At 64.6% G+C, this 24,377-nt stretch carries 21 protein-coding genes and 4 pseudogenes; 15 read left to right on the forward strand and 10 right to left on the reverse strand.

Annotation, left to right across the window (positions count from 1 at the left end; translation table 11 throughout):
* Positions 1-380 precede the first annotated feature (380 nt).
* On the reverse strand, positions 381-1,259 hold the full coding sequence (locus AADZ55_RS14415; protein WP_165759357.1) for a glycerophosphodiester phosphodiesterase family protein: 879 nt from the start codon (positions 1,257-1,259) through the stop codon (positions 381-383).
* Between the two features lie 96 nt (positions 1,260-1,355).
* Positions 1,356-2,068 (reverse strand): annotated as a pseudogene (locus AADZ55_RS14420) (IS5 family transposase); the annotation flags it as partial.
* A gap of 106 nt (positions 2,069-2,174) precedes the next feature.
* Between AADZ55_RS14420 and AADZ55_RS14425 the strand changes: the two are divergent.
* A pseudogene (locus tag AADZ55_RS14425) lies at positions 2,175-2,534 on the forward strand (MaoC family dehydratase); the annotation flags it as partial.
* A gap of 66 nt (positions 2,535-2,600) precedes the next feature.
* On the opposite strand, the pseudogene AADZ55_RS14430 reads toward AADZ55_RS14425, so the two are convergent.
* Positions 2,601-2,902: pseudogene (locus tag AADZ55_RS14430) on the reverse strand (hypothetical protein); the annotation flags it as partial.
* A 111-nt stretch (positions 2,903-3,013) separates the two neighbouring features.
* Here AADZ55_RS14430 and AADZ55_RS14435 point away from each other — a divergent pair.
* The 7 genes and pseudogenes from AADZ55_RS14435 to AADZ55_RS14465 all read left to right on the forward strand — a co-directional run bounded on the left by AADZ55_RS14435 (position 3,014) and on the right by AADZ55_RS14465 (position 10,785).
* Positions 3,014-4,399, forward strand: coding sequence for an FAD-binding oxidoreductase (locus AADZ55_RS14435; RefSeq protein ID WP_085324351.1), 1,386 nt, complete (start codon positions 3,014-3,016; stop codon positions 4,397-4,399).
* Positions 4,400-4,586: 187 nt separating this feature from the next.
* Positions 4,587-4,829, forward strand: a pseudogene (locus AADZ55_RS14440) (alpha/beta hydrolase); the annotation flags it as partial.
* Between the two features lie 250 nt (positions 4,830-5,079).
* Positions 5,080-5,349 carry a hypothetical protein gene (locus tag AADZ55_RS14445; RefSeq protein ID WP_341286319.1) on the forward strand — a complete coding sequence of 90 codons (270 nt, stop codon included), beginning with the start codon at positions 5,080-5,082 and terminating at the stop codon, positions 5,347-5,349.
* Positions 5,350-5,653: 304 nt separating this feature from the next.
* Positions 5,654-7,321, forward strand: a complete 1,668-nt coding sequence (locus AADZ55_RS14450; protein ID WP_242670022.1) for an inorganic phosphate transporter — start codon at positions 5,654-5,656, stop codon at positions 7,319-7,321.
* Positions 7,322-7,594: 273 nt separating this feature from the next.
* On the forward strand, positions 7,595-9,274 hold the full coding sequence (locus tag AADZ55_RS14455; protein ID WP_341286201.1) for a nitrite/sulfite reductase: 1,680 nt from the start codon (positions 7,595-7,597) through the stop codon (positions 9,272-9,274).
* A 54-nt stretch (positions 9,275-9,328) separates the two neighbouring features.
* Positions 9,329-10,072: a phosphoadenylyl-sulfate reductase gene (locus AADZ55_RS14460; protein ID WP_085327233.1), complete on the forward strand. Its 744-nt coding sequence runs from the start codon at positions 9,329-9,331 to the stop codon at positions 10,070-10,072.
* The gene (locus tag AADZ55_RS14465; RefSeq protein WP_085327232.1) at positions 10,069-10,785 is read left to right on the forward strand and encodes a sirohydrochlorin chelatase; all 717 of its coding nucleotides are present in this window, start codon (positions 10,069-10,071) and stop codon (positions 10,783-10,785) included. Before AADZ55_RS14460 ends, AADZ55_RS14465 begins: the two co-directional genes overlap by 4 nt.
* An 11-nt stretch (positions 10,786-10,796) precedes the next feature.
* Here AADZ55_RS14465 and AADZ55_RS14470 read toward each other — a convergent pair whose 3' ends face one another.
* Together AADZ55_RS14470 and AADZ55_RS14475 are read right to left on the reverse strand one after the other, a co-directional pair.
* Entirely contained in the window at positions 10,797-11,735 is a 939-nt protein-coding gene (locus tag AADZ55_RS14470) for a LysR family transcriptional regulator (RefSeq protein WP_085327231.1), read from the reverse strand.
* Between the two features lie 120 nt (positions 11,736-11,855).
* Positions 11,856-12,287 carry a cupin domain-containing protein gene (locus AADZ55_RS14475; RefSeq protein ID WP_242670356.1) on the reverse strand — a complete coding sequence of 144 codons (432 nt, stop codon included), beginning with the start codon at positions 12,285-12,287 and terminating at the stop codon, positions 11,856-11,858.
* Between the two features lie 313 nt (positions 12,288-12,600).
* Between AADZ55_RS14475 and AADZ55_RS14480 the strand changes: the two genes are divergently transcribed.
* Both AADZ55_RS14480 and fdxA read left to right on the forward strand, forming a co-directional pair.
* Complete coding sequence (locus tag AADZ55_RS14480) at positions 12,601-13,968, forward strand: FAD-dependent oxidoreductase (RefSeq protein ID WP_085327230.1); 1,368 nt, start codon at positions 12,601-12,603, stop codon at positions 13,966-13,968.
* Positions 13,969-14,000: 32 nt separating this feature from the next.
* On the forward strand, positions 14,001-14,327 hold the full coding sequence (gene fdxA, locus AADZ55_RS14485; protein WP_085327229.1) for a ferredoxin: 327 nt from the start codon (positions 14,001-14,003) through the stop codon (positions 14,325-14,327).
* A gap of 8 nt (positions 14,328-14,335) precedes the next feature.
* Here fdxA and AADZ55_RS14490 read toward each other — a convergent pair whose 3' ends face one another.
* Positions 14,336-14,704 carry a ClpX C4-type zinc finger protein gene (locus AADZ55_RS14490; RefSeq protein WP_085327228.1) on the reverse strand — a complete coding sequence of 123 codons (369 nt, stop codon included), beginning with the start codon at positions 14,702-14,704 and terminating at the stop codon, positions 14,336-14,338.
* A gap of 129 nt (positions 14,705-14,833) precedes the next feature.
* Here AADZ55_RS14490 and AADZ55_RS14495 point away from each other — a divergent pair, with 129 nt between their 5' ends.
* Positions 14,834-16,135, forward strand: coding sequence for an alpha/beta hydrolase (locus AADZ55_RS14495; RefSeq protein ID WP_085327227.1), 1,302 nt, complete (start codon positions 14,834-14,836; stop codon positions 16,133-16,135).
* 39 nt (positions 16,136-16,174) lie between these two features.
* Here AADZ55_RS14495 and AADZ55_RS14500 read toward each other — a convergent pair whose 3' ends face one another.
* A complete protein-coding gene (locus AADZ55_RS14500) occupies positions 16,175-16,867 on the reverse strand; it encodes a DsbA family protein (RefSeq protein ID WP_085327226.1) in 693 nt (230 codons plus the stop codon).
* Positions 16,868-16,917: 50 nt separating this feature from the next.
* Positions 16,918-17,328 (reverse strand): protease inhibitor I42 family protein, encoded by a 411-nt coding sequence (locus AADZ55_RS14505; protein ID WP_423202314.1) that lies wholly within the window; start codon positions 17,326-17,328, stop codon positions 16,918-16,920.
* 117 nt (positions 17,329-17,445) lie between these two features.
* On the opposite strand from AADZ55_RS14505, the gene AADZ55_RS14510 reads away from it, so the two are divergent.
* Together AADZ55_RS14510 and AADZ55_RS14515 are read left to right on the forward strand one after the other, a co-directional pair.
* Positions 17,446-18,906 (forward strand): MauE/DoxX family redox-associated membrane protein, encoded by a 1,461-nt coding sequence (locus AADZ55_RS14510; protein WP_085327224.1) that lies wholly within the window; start codon positions 17,446-17,448, stop codon positions 18,904-18,906.
* A gap of 106 nt (positions 18,907-19,012) precedes the next feature.
* Positions 19,013-20,605 (forward strand): Na+/H+ antiporter, encoded by a 1,593-nt coding sequence (locus AADZ55_RS14515; RefSeq protein WP_085327223.1) that lies wholly within the window; start codon positions 19,013-19,015, stop codon positions 20,603-20,605.
* Here the strand turns inward: AADZ55_RS14515 and AADZ55_RS14520 are convergent.
* Complete coding sequence (locus AADZ55_RS14520; protein ID WP_085327222.1) at positions 20,579-21,865, reverse strand: cytochrome P450; 1,287 nt, start codon at positions 21,863-21,865, stop codon at positions 20,579-20,581. The two genes, AADZ55_RS14515 and AADZ55_RS14520, sit on opposite strands and share 27 nt — an antisense overlap.
* Entirely contained in the window at positions 21,862-22,428 is a 567-nt protein-coding gene (locus tag AADZ55_RS14525) for a TetR/AcrR family transcriptional regulator (RefSeq protein ID WP_085327221.1), read from the reverse strand. The genes AADZ55_RS14520 and AADZ55_RS14525 overlap by 4 nt, the downstream gene beginning before the upstream one ends.
* A gap of 471 nt (positions 22,429-22,899) precedes the next feature.
* Between AADZ55_RS14525 and AADZ55_RS14530 the strand changes: the two genes are divergently transcribed.
* Together AADZ55_RS14530 and AADZ55_RS14535 are read left to right on the forward strand one after the other, a co-directional pair.
* Entirely contained in the window at positions 22,900-23,685 is a 786-nt protein-coding gene (locus AADZ55_RS14530) for a CDP-diacylglycerol diphosphatase (protein WP_119185087.1), read from the forward strand.
* 164 nt (positions 23,686-23,849) lie between these two features.
* On the forward strand, positions 23,850-24,365 hold the full coding sequence (locus tag AADZ55_RS14535) for a lipoprotein LpqH (protein ID WP_085327220.1): 516 nt from the start codon (positions 23,850-23,852) through the stop codon (positions 24,363-24,365).
* The last annotated feature ends 12 nt before the right edge of the window (positions 24,366-24,377 follow it).

Consider the following 24,377-nt stretch of genomic DNA (forward strand, 5'->3'; position numbering starts at 1 on the left):
CACTGGGTTCCACAACTCAGTTCCAAGCGCCCCGGCATCGTCGATGACGGCGTCGTATGGGATAACGCGAGGATGCTGCAGGAGCACTTACAGCTCAGGCAGCGATACGGGGCCAGACTCCTTTGGTCGGGCGACTGGTCAACCTTCTCCGCACCAAAGTTCTGGGTCACCGTGGCGGACATTACGTTTCCCAATTCCACTGGCGCGCTGGCATGGTGCAGAAACCAAGGAATTGATCGGGACCACTGCATCGCCAAGATCATCAGCACCACGCGTCCTGTCGCGGGGAGCACGGCTTACAACTGATTTTGCGAGTGGAAACGGTCGCCGGGGAGCCTGCAAGGGTTTCAGCGAAACAGATGCCGCGCCGACCGAAGTTGTTAATGACGCCATTGCTGGGCCGCACGAGGAGAGTCCACAAGTACGGCATCGAGTCCGATTTTGCGAGCCAAGCGGTAGTCGTCGACCGTCTTCACGGCAAACCCCATGACTTTCATGCCCGCTTGCGATCTGAAGCACTCGACCGAGGCCGCGTCCCACACCTCAGCGTTCACCGCAGAGATTCCGGACCCCAACGTGAATTGTTCGGTGACGGTGACATCGCGATGCAACTCAAACCCTGCCCACTTCCCCGGATCAGGCGGCGGATCGCAGTGATGGTTCAACGCCACGTTGAAAAGGCGCTGGCGGGTGAGGTCACGACTTTCGGCGACCCGCAGTCCCCCCTCCCGAACGGCCGCATCCGTGATGTCAGCATCGGTGGAGTAGACCGTCGACCGCCCGGCAGCGCCCGTGCTGGTCAGCACCTGCGCTACCGCTGAAACCAGCGGCTGCGCCGGAACCTGCTTGAGGTCAAGGAACAGCGGCATATCGGGCGGAGTCGCGGCAATGGCTTGCTCCAGCGTCGGTATCGGCGTCGCCTGCTGTCGGTACGGGTAGCCATCAACGCCCGGGGCGGTGAAATTCCAGCCCGCGTTGAGCTGCTCCAGTTGCTGGACCGTCTTCGAGTTCACGGGTCCCGCGCCGTCGCTCAACGTCGCCAGATCCGACGGGCGATACAGCACCGGCACTCCATCGCTGCTGGCCTGGACGGTCAGCCAGATGCCATCCACACCGGACGCAACCGCGTTCGTTATCGCCAGGACGGTGTTCTCGGGGAAGTCGCCGGTGCCCCCACGATGCGCGATGATCAGCGGTTCGCCGGTGTGACCAGGCGGCGACGCATCCGCCACACCGCAAGTCCCTGCCAAGGCGATCATCAGCGCCGCGCTCAACACAGCCGTCTTCACCGTCGGTCCCTTCACGTTGGCCACCAAGCACAGCAACTTACGCGATGCACCCCTACCCACCGGCGGCTAGGGCGTGTCTCCCAACTTGGGGGTTCCTACGCGGGTGTGGATGACGGCGCAGGCCAACAGGACGCCGCCGAGGTAGGTCAGGGCGTACTTGTCGTAACGGGTAGCGATGCCGCGCCATTGTTTGAGTCTGTTGAAGCCGCGTTCGATGGTGTTGCGTAGCCCGTAGAGTGTGGCGTGGAGTGCTGGTGGCCGCCCGCCGGCAGATCCTTTGGCCTTGCGTCGGTCGATCTGATCTTGGCGTTCGGGGATGGTGTGCTTGGTCTTCTTGTCCCGCAGTGTGGTGCGGGTGCTTGGGTGTGAGTAGGCCTTGTCGGCGAGCAGCCGGAAATCCATGCCGTCCAGGCCGTATGGGGTGCTGGCCTGGCGATAGCCCTCGAGCAAGGGCAGTGGTTGCGGGTTGTCGCCGGCCTGGCCTGCGGTCAACCGGATCTGCACGGGTGCTTGCCGTTGATCGGTGAGCGCGGGATTTTGGTGGTCAGTCCGCCCCGTGATCGGCCGATCGCATGATCGTCGGGCTCCTCAGCGGATTTCTTGTAATTCGACGTGCCCCCCGTGACCAGCGTGTCCGAACGGGCTCCCGCCGAGTGCTGATGGGCCCGTACGTTCGTTGAATCGACCGACATCAGCTGCTCGACGTCCCCGACCATCTCGGTGGCCAGTCCGAACACGGCCGCAACGTGGGCGAACATCTCGTCGTAGGTGCCATCCAATTCCTCCTGCTCGCACCCGGGCCGGTGATCGGTGCGGTGGCGATGGCAGCCCTTCGGCCGCGTGACCTACACAACCCACAGAAGGAGAAATCTCGTGAGTACCAACATGATTCACAGGCTTCCGGTCGTCGGCCAGGTCGCGGAACTCTCGCGCACCATCGGTGCGGATGACATAGCGCTGTTCACGCTCATCAGCGGCGACCGCAATCCCCTGCACTACGACGAAGCTGCCGCCAAGGCCTCCCGGTTCGGCGAGATCGTCGTTCAGGGCGGTGTCACCAGCGCGATCCTCAACGCCGTTGTGGCCGAGAAGTTGCCCGGCCCCGGAACGGTGTTCCTCAACGTCAACTGGTCTTTCCGGGCGCCGGTACGCCCGGGCGACACGATCACCGGCCGGGTCGAAGTCATCTCGGTCCGTACCGATAAGCCGATCACCCAACTCAAGACCACGGTGCTCCGCGACGACGGCACCGTCGTGCTCGACGGCACGGTCCCGGATCATCGCCGATCACGTCGACACCGTCGTCTCGTCGACCACCACTCCCCCGATCCGCGCCACCCGCTCGAGGACGCCGTCGGAGAACAGACGCCGAAATATGCTTCAGCCCAACTTGATCCATGACTCGCTGCGGCCCCGGAGTGAACTTGACGCCCCGAGTATTCGAGCAGCTCAAGCACCAACCCGTCGCGAACCAGATGCGTCGCATGCAGTCCGACCGGCGCTTCTGGCTGCAGCAGTTGGTCGGCGCCCTCGTCGGGTGCGTCGAGTTCCCACCAGAACTGGAACCGTAGCCGAATGAGTGCCGACGCGACCCGGCCACTTTCGCGCACCACCCAAAAAGCGCGATTCCCAACCCAACGAACTAGGAGCGCTGCCCAGCGCGGGCGGCGTTAAAGTAGTCGCGGTCCGGCACGCGGCGCAGCGTTGGAAAGTGAGGCCCTTCGGTGAGCGACATGGCGGCGCGGTTCTCAGAAATCGTCGGCAACGCCAACGTGCTGACCGGCGACGCGATCCCCGAGGACTACGCACACGACGAAGAGTTGACGGGACCGCCGCAGCAGCCGGCGTACGTCGCCAAGCCGGCGACCGCACAAGAGGTTGCCCAACTGCTAGTGGCCGCCTCGGAGAACGGCGTGCCGGTGACGGCCCGCGGGTCCGGGTGCGGCTTGTCGGGGGCGGCGCGCCCGCGGCAGGGTGGGCTGCTGATCTCTTTCGAGCGGATGAACGCGGTGCTTCAGGTCGATACGGCCAACCAGGTCGCCGTTGTCCAGCCCGGGGTGACCCTGAGCGACCTGGACGCCGCCACCGCCGACTACGGGTTGGGATACATGGTCTACCCGGGCGAGCTGTCGTCGAGCGTCGGTGGAAACGTCGGAACCAACGCCGGCGGGATGCGCGCGGTCAAGTACGGGATAGCCCGCCAGAACGTGCTTGGGTTGCAGGCGGTGCTGCCAACCGGTGAGATCATCCGAACCGGCGGCAAGATCGCCAAGGTGTCCACCGGCTACGACCTGACCCAGCTCATCGTCGGCTCGGAGGGCACCCTGGCCTTGGCCACCGAGGTGATCGTCAAGCTGCATCCGCGACTCGACCATAACGCCAGCGTGCTCGCTCCGTTCGCCGACTTCGACCAGGTCATGGCGGCGGTACCCAAGGTGCTCGCCAGCGGGCTGGCACCCTACATCCTCGAGTATCTCGACAACACCACGATGGCCGCACTCATCTCCACCCAAAACCTGGAGCTGGGCATTCCAGACAAGATCCGCGACGGCTGCGAAGCGTATCTGCTTGTGGCGCTTGAGAACCGCACCGCGGATCGGCTGCTCGAGGACGTCGAGACCGTCGGCGAGATGCTCGCCGAGTTGGGTGCGGTCGACGCGTACGGGCTCGAAGGAAGCTCGGCGCGCAAGCTGATCGAGGCGCGCGAGAAGGCGTTCTGGGCGGCGAAGGCGCTGGGCGCCGACGACATCATCGACACCGTCGTCCCGCGCGCGTCGATGCCGAAGTTCTTGAGCACCGCACGCGGACTGGCCGCGGCGGCCGGCGGGGCCGCGGTCGGTTGCGGACATGCCGGAGATGGCAATGTGCACATGGCCATCGTCTGCAAGGATCCGGCGAAAAGAAGGCAGCTTATGGCCGACATCTTCGCGCTAGCAATGGAATTGGGTGGCGCAATCTCCGGCGAACACGGCGTCGGCCGGGCCAAAGTCCCATACTTCCTGGAACTCGAAGACCCGGTCAAGATCAACCTCATGCGGCGAATCAAGTCCAGCTTCGACCCGGCGGGCATCCTCAACCCCGGTGTTGTCTTCACGGCAGACGAAGGATGAGCAAGGCTACGGGTCCATTATTTCGGAATGGCTTTGGATCGGGCATCCAGCCGAGGCGTTAGCAAACCGATGTGGCTGAACGATCCGTTCCGGTTGCCACGCGTGGCAACCGCGCGCGGAATCCGCGTGCTACCTCCCCGACGGTCGGCGCATCGGCTACGCCGAGTACGGCGACCTCGCGGGCCCGGTGCTGCTCTGGTTCCACGGCACGCCGGGCGCACGCCGCCAGTTCCCGCTACCGGGTCGGCGCACCGCCGGCAAGCTCGGCCTGCGCGTGGTCGTCGCCAAGCGGCCGGGCTCAGGCCTGTCCGATGCCCACCCCTATGGCGCGATCGCCGACTGGGCCGCCGACATCGCTAATCTGGCCGACAACCTCGGCGCGCAGCGGCTCGGCGTTGTGGGCCTTTCCGGCGGCGGCCCCTATGCCCTGGCCTGCGCCGCGGTGCCCCCGCTGGCCACTCGGGTGGACGCGGTGGCCGTGCTGGATGGCATCGTCCCCGCTGTCGGGTCCGACGCCATCGCAAGTCGCGTCGGCGACCTTGCCCGCCGCTATACCCCGATACTCTCGGGACTGCGTCGGCCGTTGGCCGCACTGAGCAGCGGGCTACAGCTACCTCCTCTGCTCGAGACTGGCGCCCGAAGGCGACCAACGGGTACTGGCCGACTCCGAGGCCGAAGCGATGTTCGTCGACGACATCGTGCTTATCATCCGGGGCGGCTGCCGATCCCCGATCGACGATCTTCGCTTGTTCGGCCAGGACTGGGGTTTCCGGTTGGCCGACGTGCGGGTGCCGGTGCGGTGGTGGCACGGCGACACCGACCAGCTCGTGCCCCTCGCCGCCCAAGCGGCGGTCTCGCGCCTGCCCGACGCCGAGCTCATCCTGCGAGGGGCGACAGTCACCTCGGCGGCTTCGCCAGGGTCGTCGAGGTGCTCGAGTTCAGTCCTCTGAAGGCGGCTATTCGATCACCGGTTCGGCAGATTTTCCGGAATTGGCGGAGTCGACAATTCTGACCAATGCCGCTACCGCGCCTTCCCTACCGCTGTTCGGCTCACGGCATTTGCGCTGACGCTGAACCGCGACGTGCCAACCGTCGTGTCGGCGCATGCTTTCGGCTATTGTCCAAGCACGCGTGTACGCGATCAATCGGGGCGTGGCGAACTACTCGCACGATCATTTTGTTCACCTGGCCTTAGCCGGTCGCTGGCCGCTGTGTCGTAGCCTGCTGACGCTCGATTTGCCAACACAACCCGGCGTGAGCAAACAACAGAAAAAGACCAAGGACGGGCATTTCGTGGCTAGCGGACTTCAGAATCCCCCAGCGCCGACACCCCAACACGACGGCTTCGTCGGGTTCCTCGGGCCGGATCGACAGTTGCACCTCTCGTTCAGTTTGTTGCTGGCAGGGTCGTTCCTGCTGTTCTCCTGGTGGGCAGTCGACTACGTAGGGTCCGGCGCCAACAAGGTCATCCTGGTGTTCGCCACCGTCGTCGGCATGTTCATGGCCTTCAACGTCGGCGGCAATGACGTCGCCAACTCCTTCGGCACCAGCGTCGGCGCGGGCACGCTGACCATGAAGCAGGCGCTTCTGGTCGCGGCCATCTTCGAGGTCAGCGGCGCGATGATCGCCGGCGGCGACGTCACCGAGACCATTCGCAGCGGCATCGTTGATCTGTCCGGAGTCTCCATCGGTCCAACCGACTTTCTGAACATCATGATGTCGGCGCTATTCGCGGCAGCGCTTTGGCTGTTGTTCGCCAACCGCATGGGGTACCCGGTGTCGACCACGCACTCGATCGTCGGCGGCATCGTCGGCGCCGCGGTCACGCTGGGGTTTGTCAGCGGACAAGGCAGCACAGCCCTCGGGATGGTCCAGTGGGATGAAGTCGGCCAGATCGCGGTGTCGTGGGTGCTGTCACCGGTTTTGGGCGGGGTGGTGTCGTACCTCCTCTATGGCGCCGTCAAGCGGCACATCCTGCTGTACAACGAAGAGATTGAGCAACGCCTACTGGAAATCAAGAAGGAGCGAATCGCGCATCGCGAGCGCCACAGGGCGGCTTTCGAGCGGCTCAACGAGATCCAGCAAATCGCCTACACCGGCGCGCTCGCCCGCGACGCCGTCGCGGCAAACCGCAGGGACTTCGACCCCACTGAGCTGGAGTCCGACTACTACCGCGAACTCCACGAAATCGATACCAAGAAGTCGTCGATCGACGCGTTCCGCGCCCTGCAGAATTGGGTTCCGCTGTTCGCTGCTGGCGGATCGATGGTCATCGCCGCGATGCTGTTGTTCGAGGGATTCAAGCACATGCACTTGGGCCTGACCACTATGAACAACTACTTCATCATCGCGATGGTCGGTGCCGCGGTGTGGATGGCCACCTTCATCTTCGCTAAAACGCTTCGGGGCGAATCACTGTCGCGGTCGACGTTCTTGATGTTCAGCTGGATGCAGGTCTTCACCGCCTCGGGTTTCGCCTTCAGCCACGGAAGCAACGACATCGCAAACGCCATCGGCCCGTTCGCGGCAATCCTGGACGTGCTGCGCACCGGAAGCATCGAAAGCAAAGCCGCGGTACCGACCGCGGCCATGCTCACCTTCGGAATCACATTGTGCGCGGGGCTGTGGTTCATCGGACGCCAGGTCATCGCGACTGTCGGGCGCAACCTCACAACCATGCACCCCGCCTCGGGGTTCTCCGCCGAATTGTCCGCGGCCGCAGTGGTTATGGGCGCCACCATTTTGGGCCTTCCGGTTTCCAGCACGCACATTCTCATCGGCGCCGTCCTCGGCGTCGGCATCGTGAACCGGGCCACCAACTGGGCCCTAATGAAGCCGATCGCGCTGGCATGGGTCATCACGTTGCCCTCGGCGGCGATCCTCAGCTCGGTCGGTCTTGTCACGCTAAGGGCGATCTTCTGACCTGAACTCCCGCCCATCGGTCACCGTCCGGGTCACAACAAAACGTTGTGGCGTCACAACATCAAGACCTCTGCCGCCGGCCTCGCCGACGGTGCAACATAATCACCACGACCCGTAGGCCCAGTGCAGTACCTATGGCGACCTCTCGGCGACTAACAGCATCTTTGCCCGCATTGCCCCGGGCCCATGCCGCCGGAGGGGAATTTCCCGGTGATGCGCGCAGAGCAGGCCCCCAGTCCAGGCGCCTGCGGTGTTCGCGAAGGAGTACGCTACATGACCACAGCCCACCCCGTAAAGACTCCCGGCAAGACTCGTAGCGAGGGTCAATGGGCGCTCGGAGAGCGTGAGCCGCTCAACGATTCCGAGCAGATCAAGCACGATGATGCCCCACTCAATGTGCGTGCCCGCATCGAAAACATTTACGCCAAACAGGGTTTCGACAGCATCGACAAGACGGATTTGCGAGGGCGCTTCCGCTGGATGGGTCTGTACACGCAACGTGAGCAGGGTTACGACGGCACCTGGACGGGCGACGAGAACATCGACACCATCGAGGCCAAATACTTCATGATGCGCGTGCGTTCGGACGGCAAGCCGATGTCGGCCGCCACGCTGCGCACGCTAGGCCAGATCTCAACCGAGTTCGCCCGCGATACCGCCGATATCGGTGACCGCGAGAACGTCCAATACCACTGGATACGAATCGAGGACGTCCCCGAGATCTGGGACCGGCTCGAGTCGGTCGGTCTTACGACCACCGAGGCCTGCGGTGACTGCCCACGCGGGATCCACGGTTCACCGCTGGCCGGCGACTCGCTCGACGAGGTGCTCGATCCCTCACCGGCGATCGACGAGATCCTGCGGCGCTTCATGAACAATCCCGAGTACGCCAATTTGCCCCGCAAGTACAAGAGCGCGATATCGGGTCTGCAGGACGTCTCCCACGAAACCCACGACGTCGCGTTCGTCGGCGTCAACCATCCCGAGCACGGCCCAGGGATGGACCTGTGGGTGGGCGGCGGCCTGTCGACCAACCCGATGCTGGCCCAGCGGGTCGGTGTCTGGGTTCCGCTCGACGAGGTCCCCGATGTCTGGGAAGCGGTGACCAAGGTGTTCCGCGACTACGGTTACCGGCGGCTACGCGCCAAGGCCCGGCTGAAATTCCTGATCAAGGACTGGGGTATCGCGAAATTCAGGGAAGTTCTCGAAACCGAGTACCTCAAGCGTCCGCTCCTCGATGGCCCGGCCCCCGAACCGGTCAAGCATCCGATCGATCACGTCGGCGTGCAGCGGCTGAAGAACGGGCTCAACGCGGTCGGGGTTGCCCCGATTGCCGGACGGGTATCGGGCACCATCCTCTCGGCGGTCGCCGACCTCATGGAGCGGGCCGGCTCGGATCGGGCCCGGTTCACCCCCTACCAGAAGCTGGTCATCCTCGATGTTCCCGACGACAAGCTCGACGAAATGATCGCCGGGCTGGACGAGCTGGGGTTACCGTCACGGCCGTCAACGTGGCGAAAGAACATGATGGCCTGCACCGGTATCGAGTTCTGCAAGTTGTCATTTGCCGAAACCCGGGTCCGGGCACAGTCTTTGGTTCCCGAGCTGGAACGCCGGATGGAGGACATCAACTCGCAGCTTGACGTACCGATCACGGTCAACATCAACGGCTGCCCGAATTCCTGCGCGCGAATTCAGATCGCCGACATCGGGTTCAAGGGCCAGATGGTCGACGATGGAGATGGGGGCTCGGTCGAGGGGTTCCAGGTGCATCTGGGCGGCAGCCTCGGCCTGGACGCCGGCTTCGGCCGAAAACTGCGCCAGCACAAGGTCACCAGCGACGAACTCGGCGACTACCTCGACCGGGTGGTGCACAACTTCATCAAGCAACGGCGGGACGGCGAACGGTTCGCCACCTGGGCGCTGCGCGCCGAGGAGGCCGACTTGCGATAGGCCCCAAAGGGGGAACCAATCTGAGCGCTGACGCGATGACCTGAGGACGACGAGATGAGCGATCTGGTGAACGATTTCACCGAGGCGCAGCTGCGCGAGCTAGCGGAGCGCGGCGCGGCCGAGCTGGATGGCGCTAGCGCCACCGAGTTGTTGCGTTGGACTGACCAGCATTTCGGTGGGATCAACGGCCCGCGTGGGTGGGCCACTTGCCGCTACGTGGTCGCCTCCGCCATGCAGGACGCCGTGCTGGTGGATCTGGCCGCCAGGGTGCGTCCGGGCGTGCCGGTACTCTTCCTGGACACCGGCTACCATTTCGCCGAAACCATCGGCAGCCGTGACGCGATCGAAGCCGTCTACGACATCCGGCTGCTCAACATAACCCCCGAACACACCGTGGCCGAGCAGGACGAGCTGCTGGGCAAGGACCTGTTCGTCCGCAGCCCCAACGAGTGCTGCCGGTTGCGCAAGGTCGTCCCGCTGACCAAGGCGCTGCGTGGCTACTCGGCGTGGGTCACCGGGCTGCGCCGGGTCGACGCACCCACCCGCGCCAACGCCCCGCTAATCAGCTTCGACGAGACGTTCCATCTGGTGAAGGTCAACCCGCTGGCCGCATGGACCGACCCGGATGTGCAGGACTACATCGAGAAGTACAACGTGCTGGTCAATCCTCTTGTGTACGAAGGCTACCCGTCGATCGGCTGCGCGCCGTGTACGGCCAAACCGGCCACGGACGACGATCCACGCAGTGGACGCTGGCAGGGGCAGACCAAGACCGAATGCGGGCTGCACGCCTCATGAACACGCTCGTCCTCACCGCACACGGCAGCAAAGATCCACGATCAGCCACCAATGCACGAGCCGTCGGGGCCAGCCTAAAGCGCATGCGGCCAGACCTGGACGTGCGCGTCGCATTCTGTGAACAGAATGCGCCGAACCTCATCGACGTTCTGGCGGGATTGCCGGATAGCCGCCGGGCGGTGGTCGCTCCCCTACTTCTTGCCAGCGCGTACCACGCCCGCGTCGACATCCCCAAACAGATCACCCGCGCCGGCGCGCACGGTGTACGACAGGCCGGCGCACTCGGTGAAGACGATCGGCTGGTGACGGTGCTGCGCGAACGGCTGGCCGAGGTGGACATTTCCCCGCTCGACCCCGACCTCGGCGTCGTGGTGGTCGCGATCGGGTCATCAAACACCGCAGTCAACGCGCGCACCGCGCAGGTTGCCGCCAAGGTGGCGGCCGGCACCCGATGGACCGGGGCAACGATTGCCTTCGCCACCCGACCCGAGCCGTCGGTCGCCGACGCGGCCAGTCAGTTGCGGCGCCGCGGTGCGCGCCGGCTGGTGATCGCGCCATGGTTCCTGGCTCCAGGAATCATCACCGACCGGGTGTGGACCTATGCGCGAGACAACGGCATTCCGATGGCGCCACCGCTGGGCGCACACCCCCTCGTCGCCGCGACCGTGCTCGACCGCTACGACCAAGCGCTGATCGACCACGCCGCAGCTTGACTCGCGCAGTCCTACTTGCTGCGGGAAGTGATGTGGCTGAGCAGGTCTCGTATTGCGCCGGCCGGCGGGGTGCGCCCGCCGACCCAGATTGCCCGAAGCTGGCGCCGCAGGTTCAGCGCGGGGATGTCAACCGCGCTCAATCGACCGAACGCCAGGTCATCGGCTATCGCCAATCGGCTCATCGCCGCCGGTCCCGCGCCAGCCAACACCGCGGCGCGCATGGCCGCGGCCGACGTCAGTTCGAGCACCGGTTGCGCTTGCTGCATGTCCTCCCCGAGCGCCTCACGTAACGCCGCTGTGAGTGAATCGCGGATGCCGGAGCGCGGTTCGCGAGTTACCAGAGGTGTCTGCGCGAGTTCGCGGGCACTCACTACTCGTGACCGCCGGGCCCACTTGTGACCCGGCGGCACGACGACGACCAGTTCGTCGCGTGCGACCACGCAGCTGCCTAACCCCGTAGGAGAACCGGGGTTTTCGACGAAGCCAAGATCGGCGGTGCCGTCACGAACGGCGGCGATGGCATGCTCGCTGTTGGTGGCGGTCAGGATCACCTGGGGGGCGGTGCCGCGGTGGCGCAGCTCGGCTGCCCGCAAGGACAGCAGCCAATGCGGCATGAGCTGTTCGGCTATCGTCTGGCTGGCCACCACCCTGATCCGCTGGCGGCCCTTGGTACGCAGCGAGCCGAGGCCGGCATCGACCTCGTTGGCGACTTCGAGCAAGCGGGCTGCCCATTCGGCGACGACGACGCCCGCGGGCGTAAGTTGTGAGCCACGAGTCGTGCGGACTGCCAACCTCACCCCGATCTGGGCCTCCATCGATGCGAGCCGCCTTGACACAGCTTGTTGGGTCAACCCGAGTTCACGCGCGGCGCCGCCGAGACTGCCTGCCTCAGCGATGGCCAGAAAGATCTCAAACGACGTGAGCTCGGGCATGCGGGAACTGAGCGGCATGCTTGATCAAATCACAAATCGCCCGTGCCATGCCCTGGTCAGGGCCGTAGGCGCCGGGTACACCGCACGGACGCTGGAGCTGTCGATACCACGTGAATCAGCGAGTTGGGCAAGGCCCGATCAAGCATATCCGCAGCCAGGGTCAGGCGCGTCCCTCGATAGGGGGGTATGGGGTGGGTCGATGTAGACCACCTCCATTACCACCGGAGTAGCTCCCAGGTTGCGGCCAATATGGACGTGATCGGGGCCGCCGGGTTCGGCGATCGCCTCACCCTGGCTATAGATCCCGTCGGTACTGCAGTCTGCGAGATTGTGGGTGAGCGTGCCCTGCCTGATGACGCCGAAGAGGTTACCGTCGTGCCAATGCCAGCCGGTGCTCCCGCCCGGGTCGATAGTGATCTCGCGAAGGATGTAGTCCTGGGAGTCGCGCATGGTCTGCGACAGCAGCACGCCGCTTACCCCATGGCCAGGTGTCGCGGACGCGACGGGCGTCCACATTGCCGCCGCTAGCGTCACGATCGCAGCCGGGGCCAGTCCAAGAAGGATCCGCACGGCTCGCCATTCAATCACATGACTCAATCGCGCGCCCGGTACGACTAGGGGCTGGCCCCGATGACCGACTCTGGCGGTGTGGTTTGCCATCGGTGCCGTCGTAGAAGTGGGTGAAGCAGGCAAACTGCAATGGTTCTCGAGTCGGCGCCGTCGGCGCCACAACGAGACATTGTGACAACACAACATGGGAACCTCTAGCGACGGTTCATCGCAACGAGAACGATGAAAGCATGACCCGTCCCAGCAAAGAAGCAGCGTGACCCGGACTGCGCCGGAATAACCGCAGCGTTCACCGCTCCAGGAGGCTTAGAGTATGCGTCCCTACCACGTCGCGATTGTGGGTTCCGGTCCATCGGGGTTCTTCGCGGCGGCGTCGCTGCTGAAAGCAGCGGACGCCCACGAAGATTTCGAGGTCGCGGTGGACATGCTGGAGATGCTGCCGACGCCGTGGGGCCTGGTCCGTTCCGGCGTCGCACCCGATCACCCCAAGATCAAGTCGGTGAGCCATCAGTTCGAAAAGACGGCCGAGGACCCGCGTTTCCGCTTCTTCGGCAATATCACGGTCGGCAAACATGTCGAGACCACCGAACTTGCCGCGCGCTACGACGCGGTGATCTACGCCGTCGGCGCGCAATCGGACAGGTTGATGAAGATTCCCGGCGAACAATTGCCCGGCAGCGTCGCGGCGGTCGATTTCGTCGGCTGGTACAACGCGCACCCGCATTTCGAGCAGATGTCGCCGGACCTGTCGGGCGCCCGTGCCGTGGTGGTGGGCAACGGCAACGTCGCAGTCGACGTCGCCCGCATGTTGGTGACCGATCCCGACGTCCTTGCACTTACCGATATCGCCGACCACGCATTGGAGTCGTTGCGCACCAACACCATTGAGGAGGTGCTGATCATCGGTCGGCGCGGCCCGCTGCAGTCGGCCTTCACGACGTTGGAGTTGCGCGAGCTGGGCGAGCTTGACGGAGTCGACGTGGTGGTCGATCCAGCCCAGCTGGCCGACATCACCGACGACGACGCGGCGGCTGCCGGCAAGACCGCCAAGCAGAACATCAAGGTGCTGCGCGACTACGCCAACCGCGCACCCCGGCCCGGGCACCGTCGAATCGTGTTGCGATTCTTCACGTCTCCGATCGAGATCACCGGCGATGGGAAGGTAGAGCACATCATGCTCGGCAGCAACGAGCTGGTCTGTGACGCCGGTGGGCGGAAGGTCGCCAAGGACACCGGCGCACGCGAAGAACTCGCCGCGCAGCTGGTGGTGCGCTCGGTCGGCTATCGCGGCGTACCCACACCGGGGCTGCCGTTCGACACCGCAAGTGCCACCATCCCCCATGCCGATGGCCGGGTGGCCGGCAGTCGCAACGAGTACGTCGTCGGCTGGATCAAGCGTGGACCGACCGGAGTGATCGGCACCAACAAGAAGGACTCCCAGGACACCGTCGACACTCTGCTCGACGACCTGGCCCGCGCAGCGGACAACGGACGAGCCGGCTGCCAGGAGGACCGGGCCGGCAAACTCGCCGAGTGGCTGGCCTCCCGCCAGCCGCAGCTCGTCACCACCGCGCACTGGCAGGCCATCGACCGCTTTGAACGCCAGGCCGGCCAGCCACAAGGGCGTCCCCGGGTCAAACTGCCCAGCCTGACCGAGCTACTTCGTATCGGACACGGCTAACACCGCGACAGCTACCAGGAAAGGAAACGCTCGTGGCCTACGTGATCGCCGAACCCTGCGTCGACATCAAGGACAAGGCATGCATCGAGGAATGCCCCGTCGACTGCATCTACGAGGGCGCTCGGATGCTCTATATTCACCCCGACGAGTGCATCGACTGCGGCGCCTGCGAGCCGGTGTGCCCAGTGGAGTCCATCTACTACGAAGACGATCTGCCCACCGAGTACGCCGAGTACAGCCAGATCAATGCTGACTTCTTCGTCGACCTCGGCTCACCGGGTGGCGCGTCGAAAGTCGGCCCCACCGAAAACGACCCCGCTGCCGTCAAGAACCTGGAGAGCAAAGCGGAGGTGGTGTAGGTGGAGCTCTATTCCTTTCCGGAGAATCGCTCCCATGCTGACTGCCGGGTGATACCAAGGGCCGCACCAATTCTCGACCATGTAACGCCGCGGCAACGAAGCTCCCGCACCCAAGACCGCAGGTCGGTCTCGACTTGATGGGCGACGACCGCCATGCGCGGGATATGGCTGAGCATCTGCCGATCGCTCATCGGCTCCCACATCGGCAGCCGAACCTCATGCGGCTTGTCGCGATACTCCTTCATGATCCGGTCGGCGATCGCAACACACTCGTTGCAGATCTGCACCCCCGGACCTGCTACAAGCTTGTCGACCTCGGTGTTCGACTTCCCGCAGAACGAACACCAAATCTGTGCGATTTTGGCACCGGGACTCATCGCCCCTCCCACTGTCAGGCTTTCCCTTACAAGATAGAACGTCAGGCTCAGCCTGACAAGGGGTTAGGAGGCGATGCTGAATTTTCTGCTCGCCGTCCGCGGGCTTTGATCACCTCGTAAGGTGGCCGCATGCAGACAGCCCGAATCACCCACATCCTGCGACAAATCGGGGCCTTGGCGGTAGCGGCTATTACCGCCGCTGCCACGCTCAACGCATATAGGCCGCTGGCGCGCAACGGATTCTCGTCAGTGTGGTCGTGGTTTTTTGGTCTGGTGGTCACGGAGTTCCCCGTTTCGACACTGGCTAGCCAGCTCGGCGGGCTGGTGTTGACAGCCCGGCGCCTGACCGCACCGGTGCGTGCGGTTTCCTGGTTGGTGGCCGGCTTCTCAACGCTGGGGCTGCTGAACTTTCGGCGCGCGGGCCACCAGGCCGATGTTCAGCTCACCGCCGCACTGGACAGCGGCCTGGGCATCGATCGCCGCACCGACTCGGCCGCTCTGTGGTGCCGCCCGGCCGGCGGTGGCACCGCCAAGACCCCCGGACCGCTGCGGATGCTGCGGATCTACCGCGATTACGCCCACGATGGCGACATCAGCTACGGCCCGTACGGCAGCGCCAATCACCTCGATATCTGGCGACGTCCCGATCTCGATCTGACCAGAAGGGCGCCCGTGCTCTTCCAAATCCCCGGCGGCGCATGGACGACCGGAAACAAACGTGGACAGGCGCATCCATTGATGAGCCACCTCGCCGAGCTAGGCTGGATCTGCGTCGCGATCAACTACCGGCACAGCCCGCGCAACACCTGGCCCGATCACATCATCGATGTCAAGCGTGCCCTCGCATGGGTAAAGACCCACATCACCGAATACGGCGGCGACCCGGACTTCATCGCCATTACCGGTGGTTCGGCTGGTGGACATCTGTCGTCGCTGGCCGCGCTGACGCCGAATGATCCACGCTTCCAGCCCGGATTCGAAGACGCCGACACCCGGGTGCAGGCAGCCGTGCCGTTCTACGGCGTGTATGACTTCACCCGTCTACAGGACGCGATGCATCCAATGATGCTGCCGCTGCTCGAGCGAATGGTTGTCAAACAGCCCCGTGCGGCGAACATGCAGTCCTATCTCGACGCCTCACCGGTCACCCACGTTTCCGCTGACGCTCCCCCATTCTTCGTGCTGCATGGCCGCAACGACTCGCTGGTTCCCGTGGAGCAGGCGCGTGGCTTCGTCGATCAGCTGCGGCAAGTCAGCAAGCAGCCTGTCGTATACGCCGAATTGCCGTTTACTCAGCATGCTTTCGACATGCTCGGCTCGGTCCGCGCTGCGCGCGCGGCGATCGCCGTCGAACAATTCCTAGCCGAGACGTATGCGGAGCAACACCGGCTAGCAGCGCCAACAAGCAGCGAATCTATTGCAGCAGAATAGAATTCGTAACGGTGGGCAGCAGCTCGGTCGCCTCGTCACTCAGGAGCGGCCGGCCAGCCGGTCGATATCGACGATTTCCCCGCGATTGATGCTGACCCAATCGCGTCCGTCGAGGTAGGGGCGTAGCTGCTCGGCAATGAGTTGCGCATCGGCCGGTGACTTCGGCCGCTGAAGTTCGTAAACGTGTGGCAGCTCGGCCATGCCGGTGACAACGCTCCACAGTGTCAGGGCGGCCGGTCCAGTCGGCGGATCCACCAGAACCGGTCCAAAAAGGCATTGTCCGTCGATAAAGAGCGTCGGCACACCGTAACCGCCCGCGCCGACGACCCGCTGGTGCTCGGCGCGAACGTCGTCGTGGGTCGTCGTATCGTCCAGCGCCGCATCCAAAGTCGCCGCATCGACGCCGATGTCGCTCAGCAGGCGCCGCGCCACCTCGGGATCGTGCGGTTTGCCGCCCAGGGTGTGTAGTTCGTGTCCGATCGCTGCATACCATCGGTCGAGCAACGACATGTCGGTTCGACGCAGCAGCGCACCGATCCGCATCAACGACCAGCCATAGGACCAGTCCCGCTCCCACGGGTGTTTCTTGCCCGCTTCGAGGTTGATCTCCTCGAGGCTGAAGAACCGCCAGTTGATCTCGATTCCCAATTGCGCGCGGACGTCGCGAATCCACACCGAAGTCTGATAGGCGAATGGGCACATCGGGTCAAAGTGAAAATCCACTGCGGTCATCGGGCCTGACTCCTCCGGCTCATCGAGTTGATGCCTATATGACATTGTGCCTAATGCACGGTCACCTTCGCCGTGAACGTACACACTGGTGCGGTATCGCTGCCGACGACGCTGGAGTACTCCGTGACGATCGTCGTCGTCCCGGCCTGCAACGCTGTGAACAGCCAAACCTCGGTGCCAGGCGCCCCCATCCGATCGGTGTTCGGCCGCACATACTCGTGACCGGTTTGCTGCAAGATGGCGGCGTCGCCGACCTTCGGGTCGGCCGTCCAACGGTAGGCAGTGGTGCGATTCGAACCCAATGCCACTTTCAGCGTGTCACCGACCGACAGCGTGACGTCCCGGGTGATTGCGCTCTGCGTCAGCACATCGTCGATGGGGACGTCGATGGCGTTGTTCGCCGCACGGCTTGAGGTGCAGCCCAACACCGCCAAGAAGACGAGCAGGACGAGGGTCACCATGGGCCTGACCTTCATGGCCACCAGCCTGCCACAAGGGCCGGTGCGAACCGAGCGGACCAACCGAGGTTTTGCTCCATAGGATTCACGATGGGCGACGAGCACCGGAGGTGAGCGCAGATGATCGTGTTGGCCGCGCGACTGCTTCTGGGGGGAATGTTCGCTATCGGCGCGACGGCGAAGTTGGCAGATCGAGACGGTGGGCGACAAGCAGTCGCGGCATTCGGTGTGCCGAGGTCCGCCGCCGCAAGCGCAGGGCTGGCAATAGTCGCCACCGAGTTCGGCATCGCAGCGCTTCTAGTGGCGGCGCCCAAGTTTGGCGCGTTGGCGGCCCTGATCGCGCTGGCAGGATTCAGCGCGGTGGTGTTGGTCAGTCTCGCCCATGGCCGCCGGCCGGAATGCCACTGCTTCGGGCGACTGTCCGCCGCGCCGCTCGGGTGGCCGACGCTGGCCCGGAATGGATGCTTCGCGACACTGGCTGCGATCGTCGCCATTGACGGTCAATTCTGCTGGGCCTTAACGGCTTTGGCGATCGCAATGCTTGCCCTGTGGATTGGCCCCGCGGCGCACCGGCGCCGGACCGCGCGCGCCGGGACAACGGTCGCAGGGCTGGCGTTGCCCGACCGGGCGGGCCGGACCTGGACGCTGGACCGACTACGGGTGGGGCACAAACCGCTGGTGCTGATCTTCGGTCAGCCCGGCTGCGGAGCCTGCGATGCCCTGCTGCCCGAGGTGGCCCGGTGGCAACACAACCTGAGCGGGCGGGTCACCGTCGCACTCATCAGCGCCGGCGCTGCTACCCACGATGTACCGCTCGAGCTCGTCGATGAGCGTCGGGCCGCGTTTGCCGCCTACGACATCAGGGCCACGCCCAGCGCGGTGCTGATCGACGACGGTCAACGGCCGGTCACCGCGCGCGGAGCGACTGCAATCCGGGAACTCGTCGACCGGACCGCCCAGGTCTCGGAAGGGAACAAGTTCACCCGGCGGGGACTGCTTCGCCGCGCATCCGCCGGCCTGGCCTCCGCGGGCGCCGTCACGGTGGCCGCCTGCGACACCCCCAGCAAGAAGCCCGACACCTTGGCACTGAAAGTCGACGGTGCCTGGCTGTGCAACCAAACGTTCGCGCTGTGCACCACCGCACCGTGCGTGCCGTCACCGACAGATCCCGACATCTCGGTGTGCGATTGCGTTGTCGTCAACGGCTACTCGATCGGATTCAAGACCTGTTCCGAGCGAGCGCAGTCGGGGACCAGGGTGCGGTCGGCGTTCTCGACGGTGAACGTCAACGCCAACTTCGGCGTGCTGAGCTGTCCGTCCGGAGTCCCATGGGCGAATTGCCTCGACGTGGAGTGCGAGATCGATACGACCAACCCTGCCGTGGCGAAATGCCGCTGCCTGACCGTGAAGACGGGCGAATCGGTGACCTTCGGCGGCGGGTGCGATGCCGCCACCTGCACCTCGACGATATGGTCGGCCGCCACCCCGGACCTACCGGCCACGGCACAGTACCGCAAAGGCCTGCAGCAGCTCGGCCAACCCATGGTCGACTTCCCGAAGACCTGCCCCGCGCCCAAGTAGCCGCACGGTTTCACGCACCTTCACCGAGGCACCCGGCCAGCAAGAACCCGTCGCGTTGCGAAACCCGCTGGCCGCGACCTGACCCGACGTACGGGAGGATGGGCTGGTGTTTGGGCTCGTCGTTATCGTTGCGCTGGTTGCCACCGTGGTCGTGGGGACGGTCCTGGGCCACCGCTATCGCGTGGGTCCCCCGGTGTTGCTCGTCGCGCTTGGCGCCCTGCTCGGTCTGATCCCCCGGTTCGGTGACGTTCAGATCGATGGCGAGATCGTGCTGCTGCTGTTCCTGCCCGCGATCCTCTACTGGGAAAGCATGAACACCAGTTTTCGCGAGATCCGCTGGAACCTGCGCATCATCGTCATGTTCAGCGTCGGTCTGGTGATTGCCACGGCAGTCGCGGTGTCGTGGACGGCACGAGCGCTCGGCATGGAGTCACACGCGGCGGCCGTCCTGGGTGCCGTGCTTTCTCCCACCGATGCTGCCGCGGTGGCCGGGTTGGCCAAACGGTTGCCGCGCCGGGCGCTCACCGTGCTGCGGGGCGAGAGCCTGATCAACGACGGGACCGCGCTGGTGCTGTTCGCGGTGACCGTCTCCGTCGCGGTCGGCGGCGCGGAGATCAGCCCGGTCGCCCTGACCGGCCGGTTCGTCGGCTCCTACCTCGGCGGTATCGCCGCGGGCCTAGTGGTCGGCGGGTTGGTGACCCTGCTCCGCCGCAGGATCGACGCACCACTCGAGGAGGGGGCACTGAGCCTGCTGACGCCGTTCGCGGCGTTTCTGCTCGCCCAGACGTTGGAGTGCAGCGGCGTCGTCGCGGTCCTGGTGTCGGCGCTGGTGCTCACCTACGTTGGGCCGAAGGTAATCCGGGCCCGTTCCCGCCTCCAGGCGTACGCGTTCTGGGACATTGCCACGTTTCTGATCAACGGCTCGTTGTGGGTGTTCGTCGGAGTCCAGATCCCGGGTGCGGTGGAACATATCTCCGACGCCAACGGCGGCATTCGCCGCGCGACATTGCTGGCGCTGGCCGTCACCGGTGTCGTCATCGCGACCCGGATCGCCTGGGTAGAAATCACCACTGTGTTGGGGCGGGCGGTCGATCGGTGCATGAAGAAGCCCACCCGTCACGTCGACTTCCGTCAGCGTTGCGTCACCAGCTGGGCGGGATTCCGCGGCGCCGTGTCGCTGGCCGCAGCGCTGGCGGTCCCGCTGACCACGCACAGTGGCGCGCCATTCCCAGATCGCAACCTGATCATTTTCGTCGTCTCGGTCGTCATTCTGGTGACCGTGCTGGTCCAAGGGAGTTCGCTGCCGGCCGTCGTCCGGTGGGCCCGGATGCCCGAAGACGTCGCCCATGCCGACGAGCTGGCGCTGGCCCGTGGCCGCAGCGCCGAAGCGGCGCTGCAGGCCCTGCCAACCGTCGCCAGCGAACTCGGGGTCGGCCCGGAGCTACTGAAGCGCCTGACCAACGAGTACGAAGAACACGCCGCGCTCGTCATGGCCGACGGCGACACCTCGGCACCCAACGATCTGGCCGCGCGAAACGATCTGCTCCGGCGGGTGCGCCTTCGCCTACTCGAACACCAGCGCCAGGCCGTGACGGCGCTGCGAAACCAAAATCGCATCGACGACATCGTGCTGCGCGAGTTGCAGATGGAGATGGACCTTGAGGAAGTGCAACTACTCGACCCCGTCGACACCGAATGAACCGATGCTGCACGGCAACCGTTTGATCCCGTGGAAGAACGAGGAACGTAGCCGGTCAGGCGGACCAGTGACGGCCAGGCCGGGCACGCGCGCGTACAACTCTTCGAACATCACCCGCATCTCGAGGCGGGCCAGCTGAGCGCCGAGACAGAAGTGCACTCCCCCGCCACCGAAGGCAACATGACCGGCCGCCGAACTGCGGGTGACGTCGAACTCGTCGGGCCGCTCGAACACCTCGTCGTCGCGGTTGGCTGAGAGGTAATGCAGCAGCACCCAGTCGCCGGCCGGGATCAGTTGCCCGCGGATCTCTACATCACGGGTGACGGTGCGGCGGAAGTGCATCACCGGTGTCGCCCAGCGCAGCAGTTCCGCCACCGCCGGCTTGACCGCTTCGGAATCTCGGGCCAGCAGGGCCTGTTGTTCCGGGTGCTCGGACAGCGCCAAGATGCCGTGACTGACCGTGTTACGGGTGGTTTCGTTGCCGGCGATGGCAAGCAGCAGAAAGAACTCGTTGAGCTGGTCACGGTTGAGCCGGTCGCCGTCGACCTCCGCGGCCAGCAGCGCCGACAAGATGTCGTCGGTGTGGCCATGTTTGCGCCGATGCGCGACCAACTCGCCGCAGTAGGCGAACATTTCGGCCGCCGCCTGCCTGACGGCCTGCGGTGTGGGAGCGTAGTCAGGGTCCTCTATGCCCAGGCTTCCGATCGCGTTGCTCCATCGGAAGACCTCCATTCGGTCTTCCACCGGCACCCCAAGTACCTCGGCAATCACCTGCAGTGACATCTCCGCGGAAATGTCTGCTACCGCATCGAACTCGCCCTTGGCGATGATGTTGGCGACGATGTCGCGCGCGACCTTGCGCAGCTGCGGTTCCAGCTGTGCCACGTTGCGGGCGGTGAACGCTTGGTTGATCAACTTTCGGTAATGAACGTGACGCGGCGGATCGATTCCGGGCAACATCGCCGAGTTCGACCCCGCCTCGACCTCGACCAGGGTGTTGCCCTTGCTGCTGGTAAAGGTCTCGGTGTCGTGGCTGACCAGGCGCACGTCGGCGTACCGGGTCAACAGCCACGTCCTGGGCAATCCGGGCAGCTGCACCGGATGCACGGGCGAGTTCACCCGTAGCCGGGCCAACGCATCGAAGGGAGCGCCAACGAGGAAAGTGTCCGGATTCAACACCGTCGCCGCGTCGCGGTCGGCGGCGCTGTCCTGGTTCGCAGGGATCAACGAGAGGATGGACCCCAACTTCGGAATGCTCATCGGTGTTGTGCAGCTGCCTTGATACCGGCGGTGATCACATCCAGTCCGGCACGATAACGTGCGGCAGCCTGACGTTTGCCACGGGAGCCGGCAACTCGGCGCGACTCCTCCAAAGTCACCGAACCAAGCAGATATGTGTACAACACCGTATGAGCTGCGGCGGCAACGCCTTTCACCAAACCGGCTTCAGCCAGAAGTGAGCGGCTAAGCCGATCCAGGCGGCGGGCACGTTCCCCGCCGCCGTTGGTCTGCAGTATGCCGGCGATGCCGGGTACGTCCAAAATCACTTCACGTGCGGCACAGTAGATTTCGATGAGGCGGGTTTCCCACGGGCCGGCCTCGGGTACAGGAATGCGGGCCAGCACCGACTCGGCGAGCAGATCCAGGGCCGCTTGCTTTCCCGGGACGTGGTAGTAGACCGAGGGTACGGCCGCGCCGAGCTCGGCTGCGAGCTCACGCATCGTCACCTGTTGCACTCCGACGCGCCGTGCCAAATTTTGCAGGGCGGCCAACACCTGCGCGCGGTCCAGTTCGCCGTATGCCCGGCGCATCGTGGAGGTCATCGCGCCACCTAGTTTCCCGTTGTCGCCATGCTATCGGCGGCAAGATTCGATCCTTGTTCGAAATTATTCGATCACCGTTAGAATCTATCGCGCTGAGCACCGAAATCGCAAAGCGGTCGATCGCCACACCCGTGCGCCGCAGACTCCCGCGTGAAGTCACTCCCGCCGAGGCCAGGGGAGCGACAGCCGGACTAGATGCTGCCGCTGAATCCGCCAGTAACGGGTCAGGTTTTCGCCATTGCTTTCACAGCCCCAATCGGCGTTTCATTACACCAACCGAAGCGCGATTGAGGCTGGCGGACAACGTTCTTGGCATGTACGCGAAGGTGGTGCGATGGAGACCTGCTGCCGCAAGACACCCCGCGCATGCACGGCCGCCGCGCCGATAGCGTAGAACATAGTGCCATGGGAGGAACGACGCGAACCGGGCTGGGCGCCCGTTGGTTGGCGCTACGAACTGTCGGCCGCAAGGTGGCGATGAGCCGCCGACAAGTAGGTCGACGTGTCTTGATAGGCGCGGTGCTAGCAACACTTACCGGGGCGTTGATTTTCGCCAGCATGCCGGCGCCGCCGAACCGCCCCACAGCCGATCGTGATGCACTGTGGAAAATCGTGCACGACCGCTGCGAATTCGGCTATCGCCGTACTGGCGCCTACGCCCCCTGCACATTGGTGGATGAAGACTCCGGGACGGCCTTGTACAAAGCGAATTTTGATCCGTACCAGTTCCTGCTACTCCCGCTTGCTCGCATCACCGGAATCGAAGACCCCGCCCTGCGGGAGCCGGCGCGTCGCAACTACCTCTACGACGCGTGGGCTGCCCGGTTCCTGGTTACCTCGCGGCTGAACAACTCACTGCCCGAATCGGACGTAGTCCTGACGATCAATCCCAAGAACGCGCGCACCCAGGATCAGCTGCACATTCACATATCGTGTTCGTCAACGACGACCTCGGCGGTCCTTAAGCAGGTTGACGCGTCCGAGTACAGTGGTTGGAAGCAGCTCCCCAGCGATCTTGGTGGTCACACGTTTCAGGGTTTGGCGGTCAGCACGAAGACGCTCGAGTCCAAGAATCTATTCGGGGACATCTACCTGAAGGTAACCGCAGACCACAAGAAGATGGAGAACGCGTCGGTTGCGGTTGCGCATCTCGCGCAGGACCGATTCCTGCTGCTCTTGGCTGAGGGAACCGAGGACGAGCCCGTTGCCGCCGAGATCCTGCAGGACCACGACTGCTCCATCGCCAAGCCCTGGTAGCAACAGTCATCCTGGCGCTTTCGTGGCCCCGGAGCTCACCGAGCGCGCAGCGAGCGAACCCGCACACGCCGGCAGGCCAAGGCAGGCCGTTGCCGGCATTTCGCTTACACCGGAGGGGCAATCCGGCCTATATTTCTCCTGGCCTGCGAATTGAGGGAGCCGGGATGACCAATCCGCGCCGCACCGTCGCCACCGCTGTCTGCGCTGCCGCGCTCGGCGTGACGGTGCTCGGGGCAAGCGTGCCGGCCTGCTCCACCAAGAGCGGACCGGGTTCTCCCCCGGGTTCGAGTTCAGCTCCCGCACGCGCGACCGTCATGGTGGAGGGACACACGCACACAATTTCCGGCGCGGTCGAATGCAGCACCTCACCGGCGGTACGGACCGCGACACCGCCAGAGTCGGGGACTCAAACCACCCGGGTCAGCGCACGCGACGACTCGGCCTCGGTAACACTGTCCCTGTCCGACTCCACCCCGCCAGACGTCAATGGCTTTAGCATTTCCCTCAAGTCGGGAAACACCAAATACCAGATGCCTTATCAGCCGGTAGAGTCCCCAACCCAGGTCGAAGCGACCAGACAGGGCAAGAGCTACACACTGACCGGGACGGGCCACGCGGTGATCCCAGGCCAAAGCGGCATGCGTGAGCTGCCGTTCGGAGTACATGTAACCTGCCCCTGACCACACTGGTTG

Origin of the sequence: Mycobacterium decipiens (assembly GCF_963853665.1) — a bacterium.
In the GTDB taxonomy this organism is placed as follows: domain Bacteria; phylum Actinomycetota; class Actinomycetes; order Mycobacteriales; family Mycobacteriaceae; genus Mycobacterium; species Mycobacterium decipiens.

What these genes read in the sequence shown, in the direction of transcription:
- AADZ55_RS14415 (WP_165759357.1), bottom strand. Translation starts at nt 1,259, where the DNA reads ATGATCGCCTTGGCAGGGACTTGCGGTGTGGCGGATGCGTCGCCGCCT.
- AADZ55_RS14445 (WP_341286319.1), top strand. Translation starts at nt 5,080, where the DNA reads ATGTTCGTCGACGACATCGTGCTTATCATCCGGGGCGGCTGCCGATCC.
- AADZ55_RS14455 (WP_341286201.1), top strand. Translation starts at nt 7,595, where the DNA reads ATGACCACAGCCCACCCCGTAAAGACTCCCGGCAAGACTCGTAGCGAG.
- AADZ55_RS14460 (WP_085327233.1), top strand. Translation starts at nt 9,329, where the DNA reads ATGAGCGATCTGGTGAACGATTTCACCGAGGCGCAGCTGCGCGAGCTA.
- AADZ55_RS14465 (WP_085327232.1), top strand. Translation starts at nt 10,069, where the DNA reads ATGAACACGCTCGTCCTCACCGCACACGGCAGCAAAGATCCACGATCA.
- AADZ55_RS14470 (WP_085327231.1), bottom strand. Translation starts at nt 11,735, where the DNA reads ATGCCGCTCAGTTCCCGCATGCCCGAGCTCACGTCGTTTGAGATCTTT.
- AADZ55_RS14480 (WP_085327230.1), top strand. Translation starts at nt 12,601, where the DNA reads ATGCGTCCCTACCACGTCGCGATTGTGGGTTCCGGTCCATCGGGGTTC.
- AADZ55_RS14490 (WP_085327228.1), bottom strand. Translation starts at nt 14,704, where the DNA reads ATGAGTCCCGGTGCCAAAATCGCACAGATTTGGTGTTCGTTCTGCGGG.
- AADZ55_RS14495 (WP_085327227.1), top strand. Translation starts at nt 14,834, where the DNA reads ATGCAGACAGCCCGAATCACCCACATCCTGCGACAAATCGGGGCCTTG.
- AADZ55_RS14500 (WP_085327226.1), bottom strand. Translation starts at nt 16,867, where the DNA reads ATGACCGCAGTGGATTTTCACTTTGACCCGATGTGCCCATTCGCCTAT.
- AADZ55_RS14505 (WP_423202314.1), bottom strand. Translation starts at nt 17,328, where the DNA reads ATGGTGACCCTCGTCCTGCTCGTCTTCTTGGCGGTGTTGGGCTGCACC.
- AADZ55_RS14510 (WP_085327224.1), top strand. Translation starts at nt 17,446, where the DNA reads ATGATCGTGTTGGCCGCGCGACTGCTTCTGGGGGGAATGTTCGCTATC.
- AADZ55_RS14520 (WP_085327222.1), bottom strand. Translation starts at nt 21,865, where the DNA reads ATGAGCATTCCGAAGTTGGGGTCCATCCTCTCGTTGATCCCTGCGAAC.
- AADZ55_RS14525 (WP_085327221.1), bottom strand. Translation starts at nt 22,428, where the DNA reads ATGACCTCCACGATGCGCCGGGCATACGGCGAACTGGACCGCGCGCAG.
- AADZ55_RS14535 (WP_085327220.1), top strand. Translation starts at nt 23,850, where the DNA reads ATGACCAATCCGCGCCGCACCGTCGCCACCGCTGTCTGCGCTGCCGCG.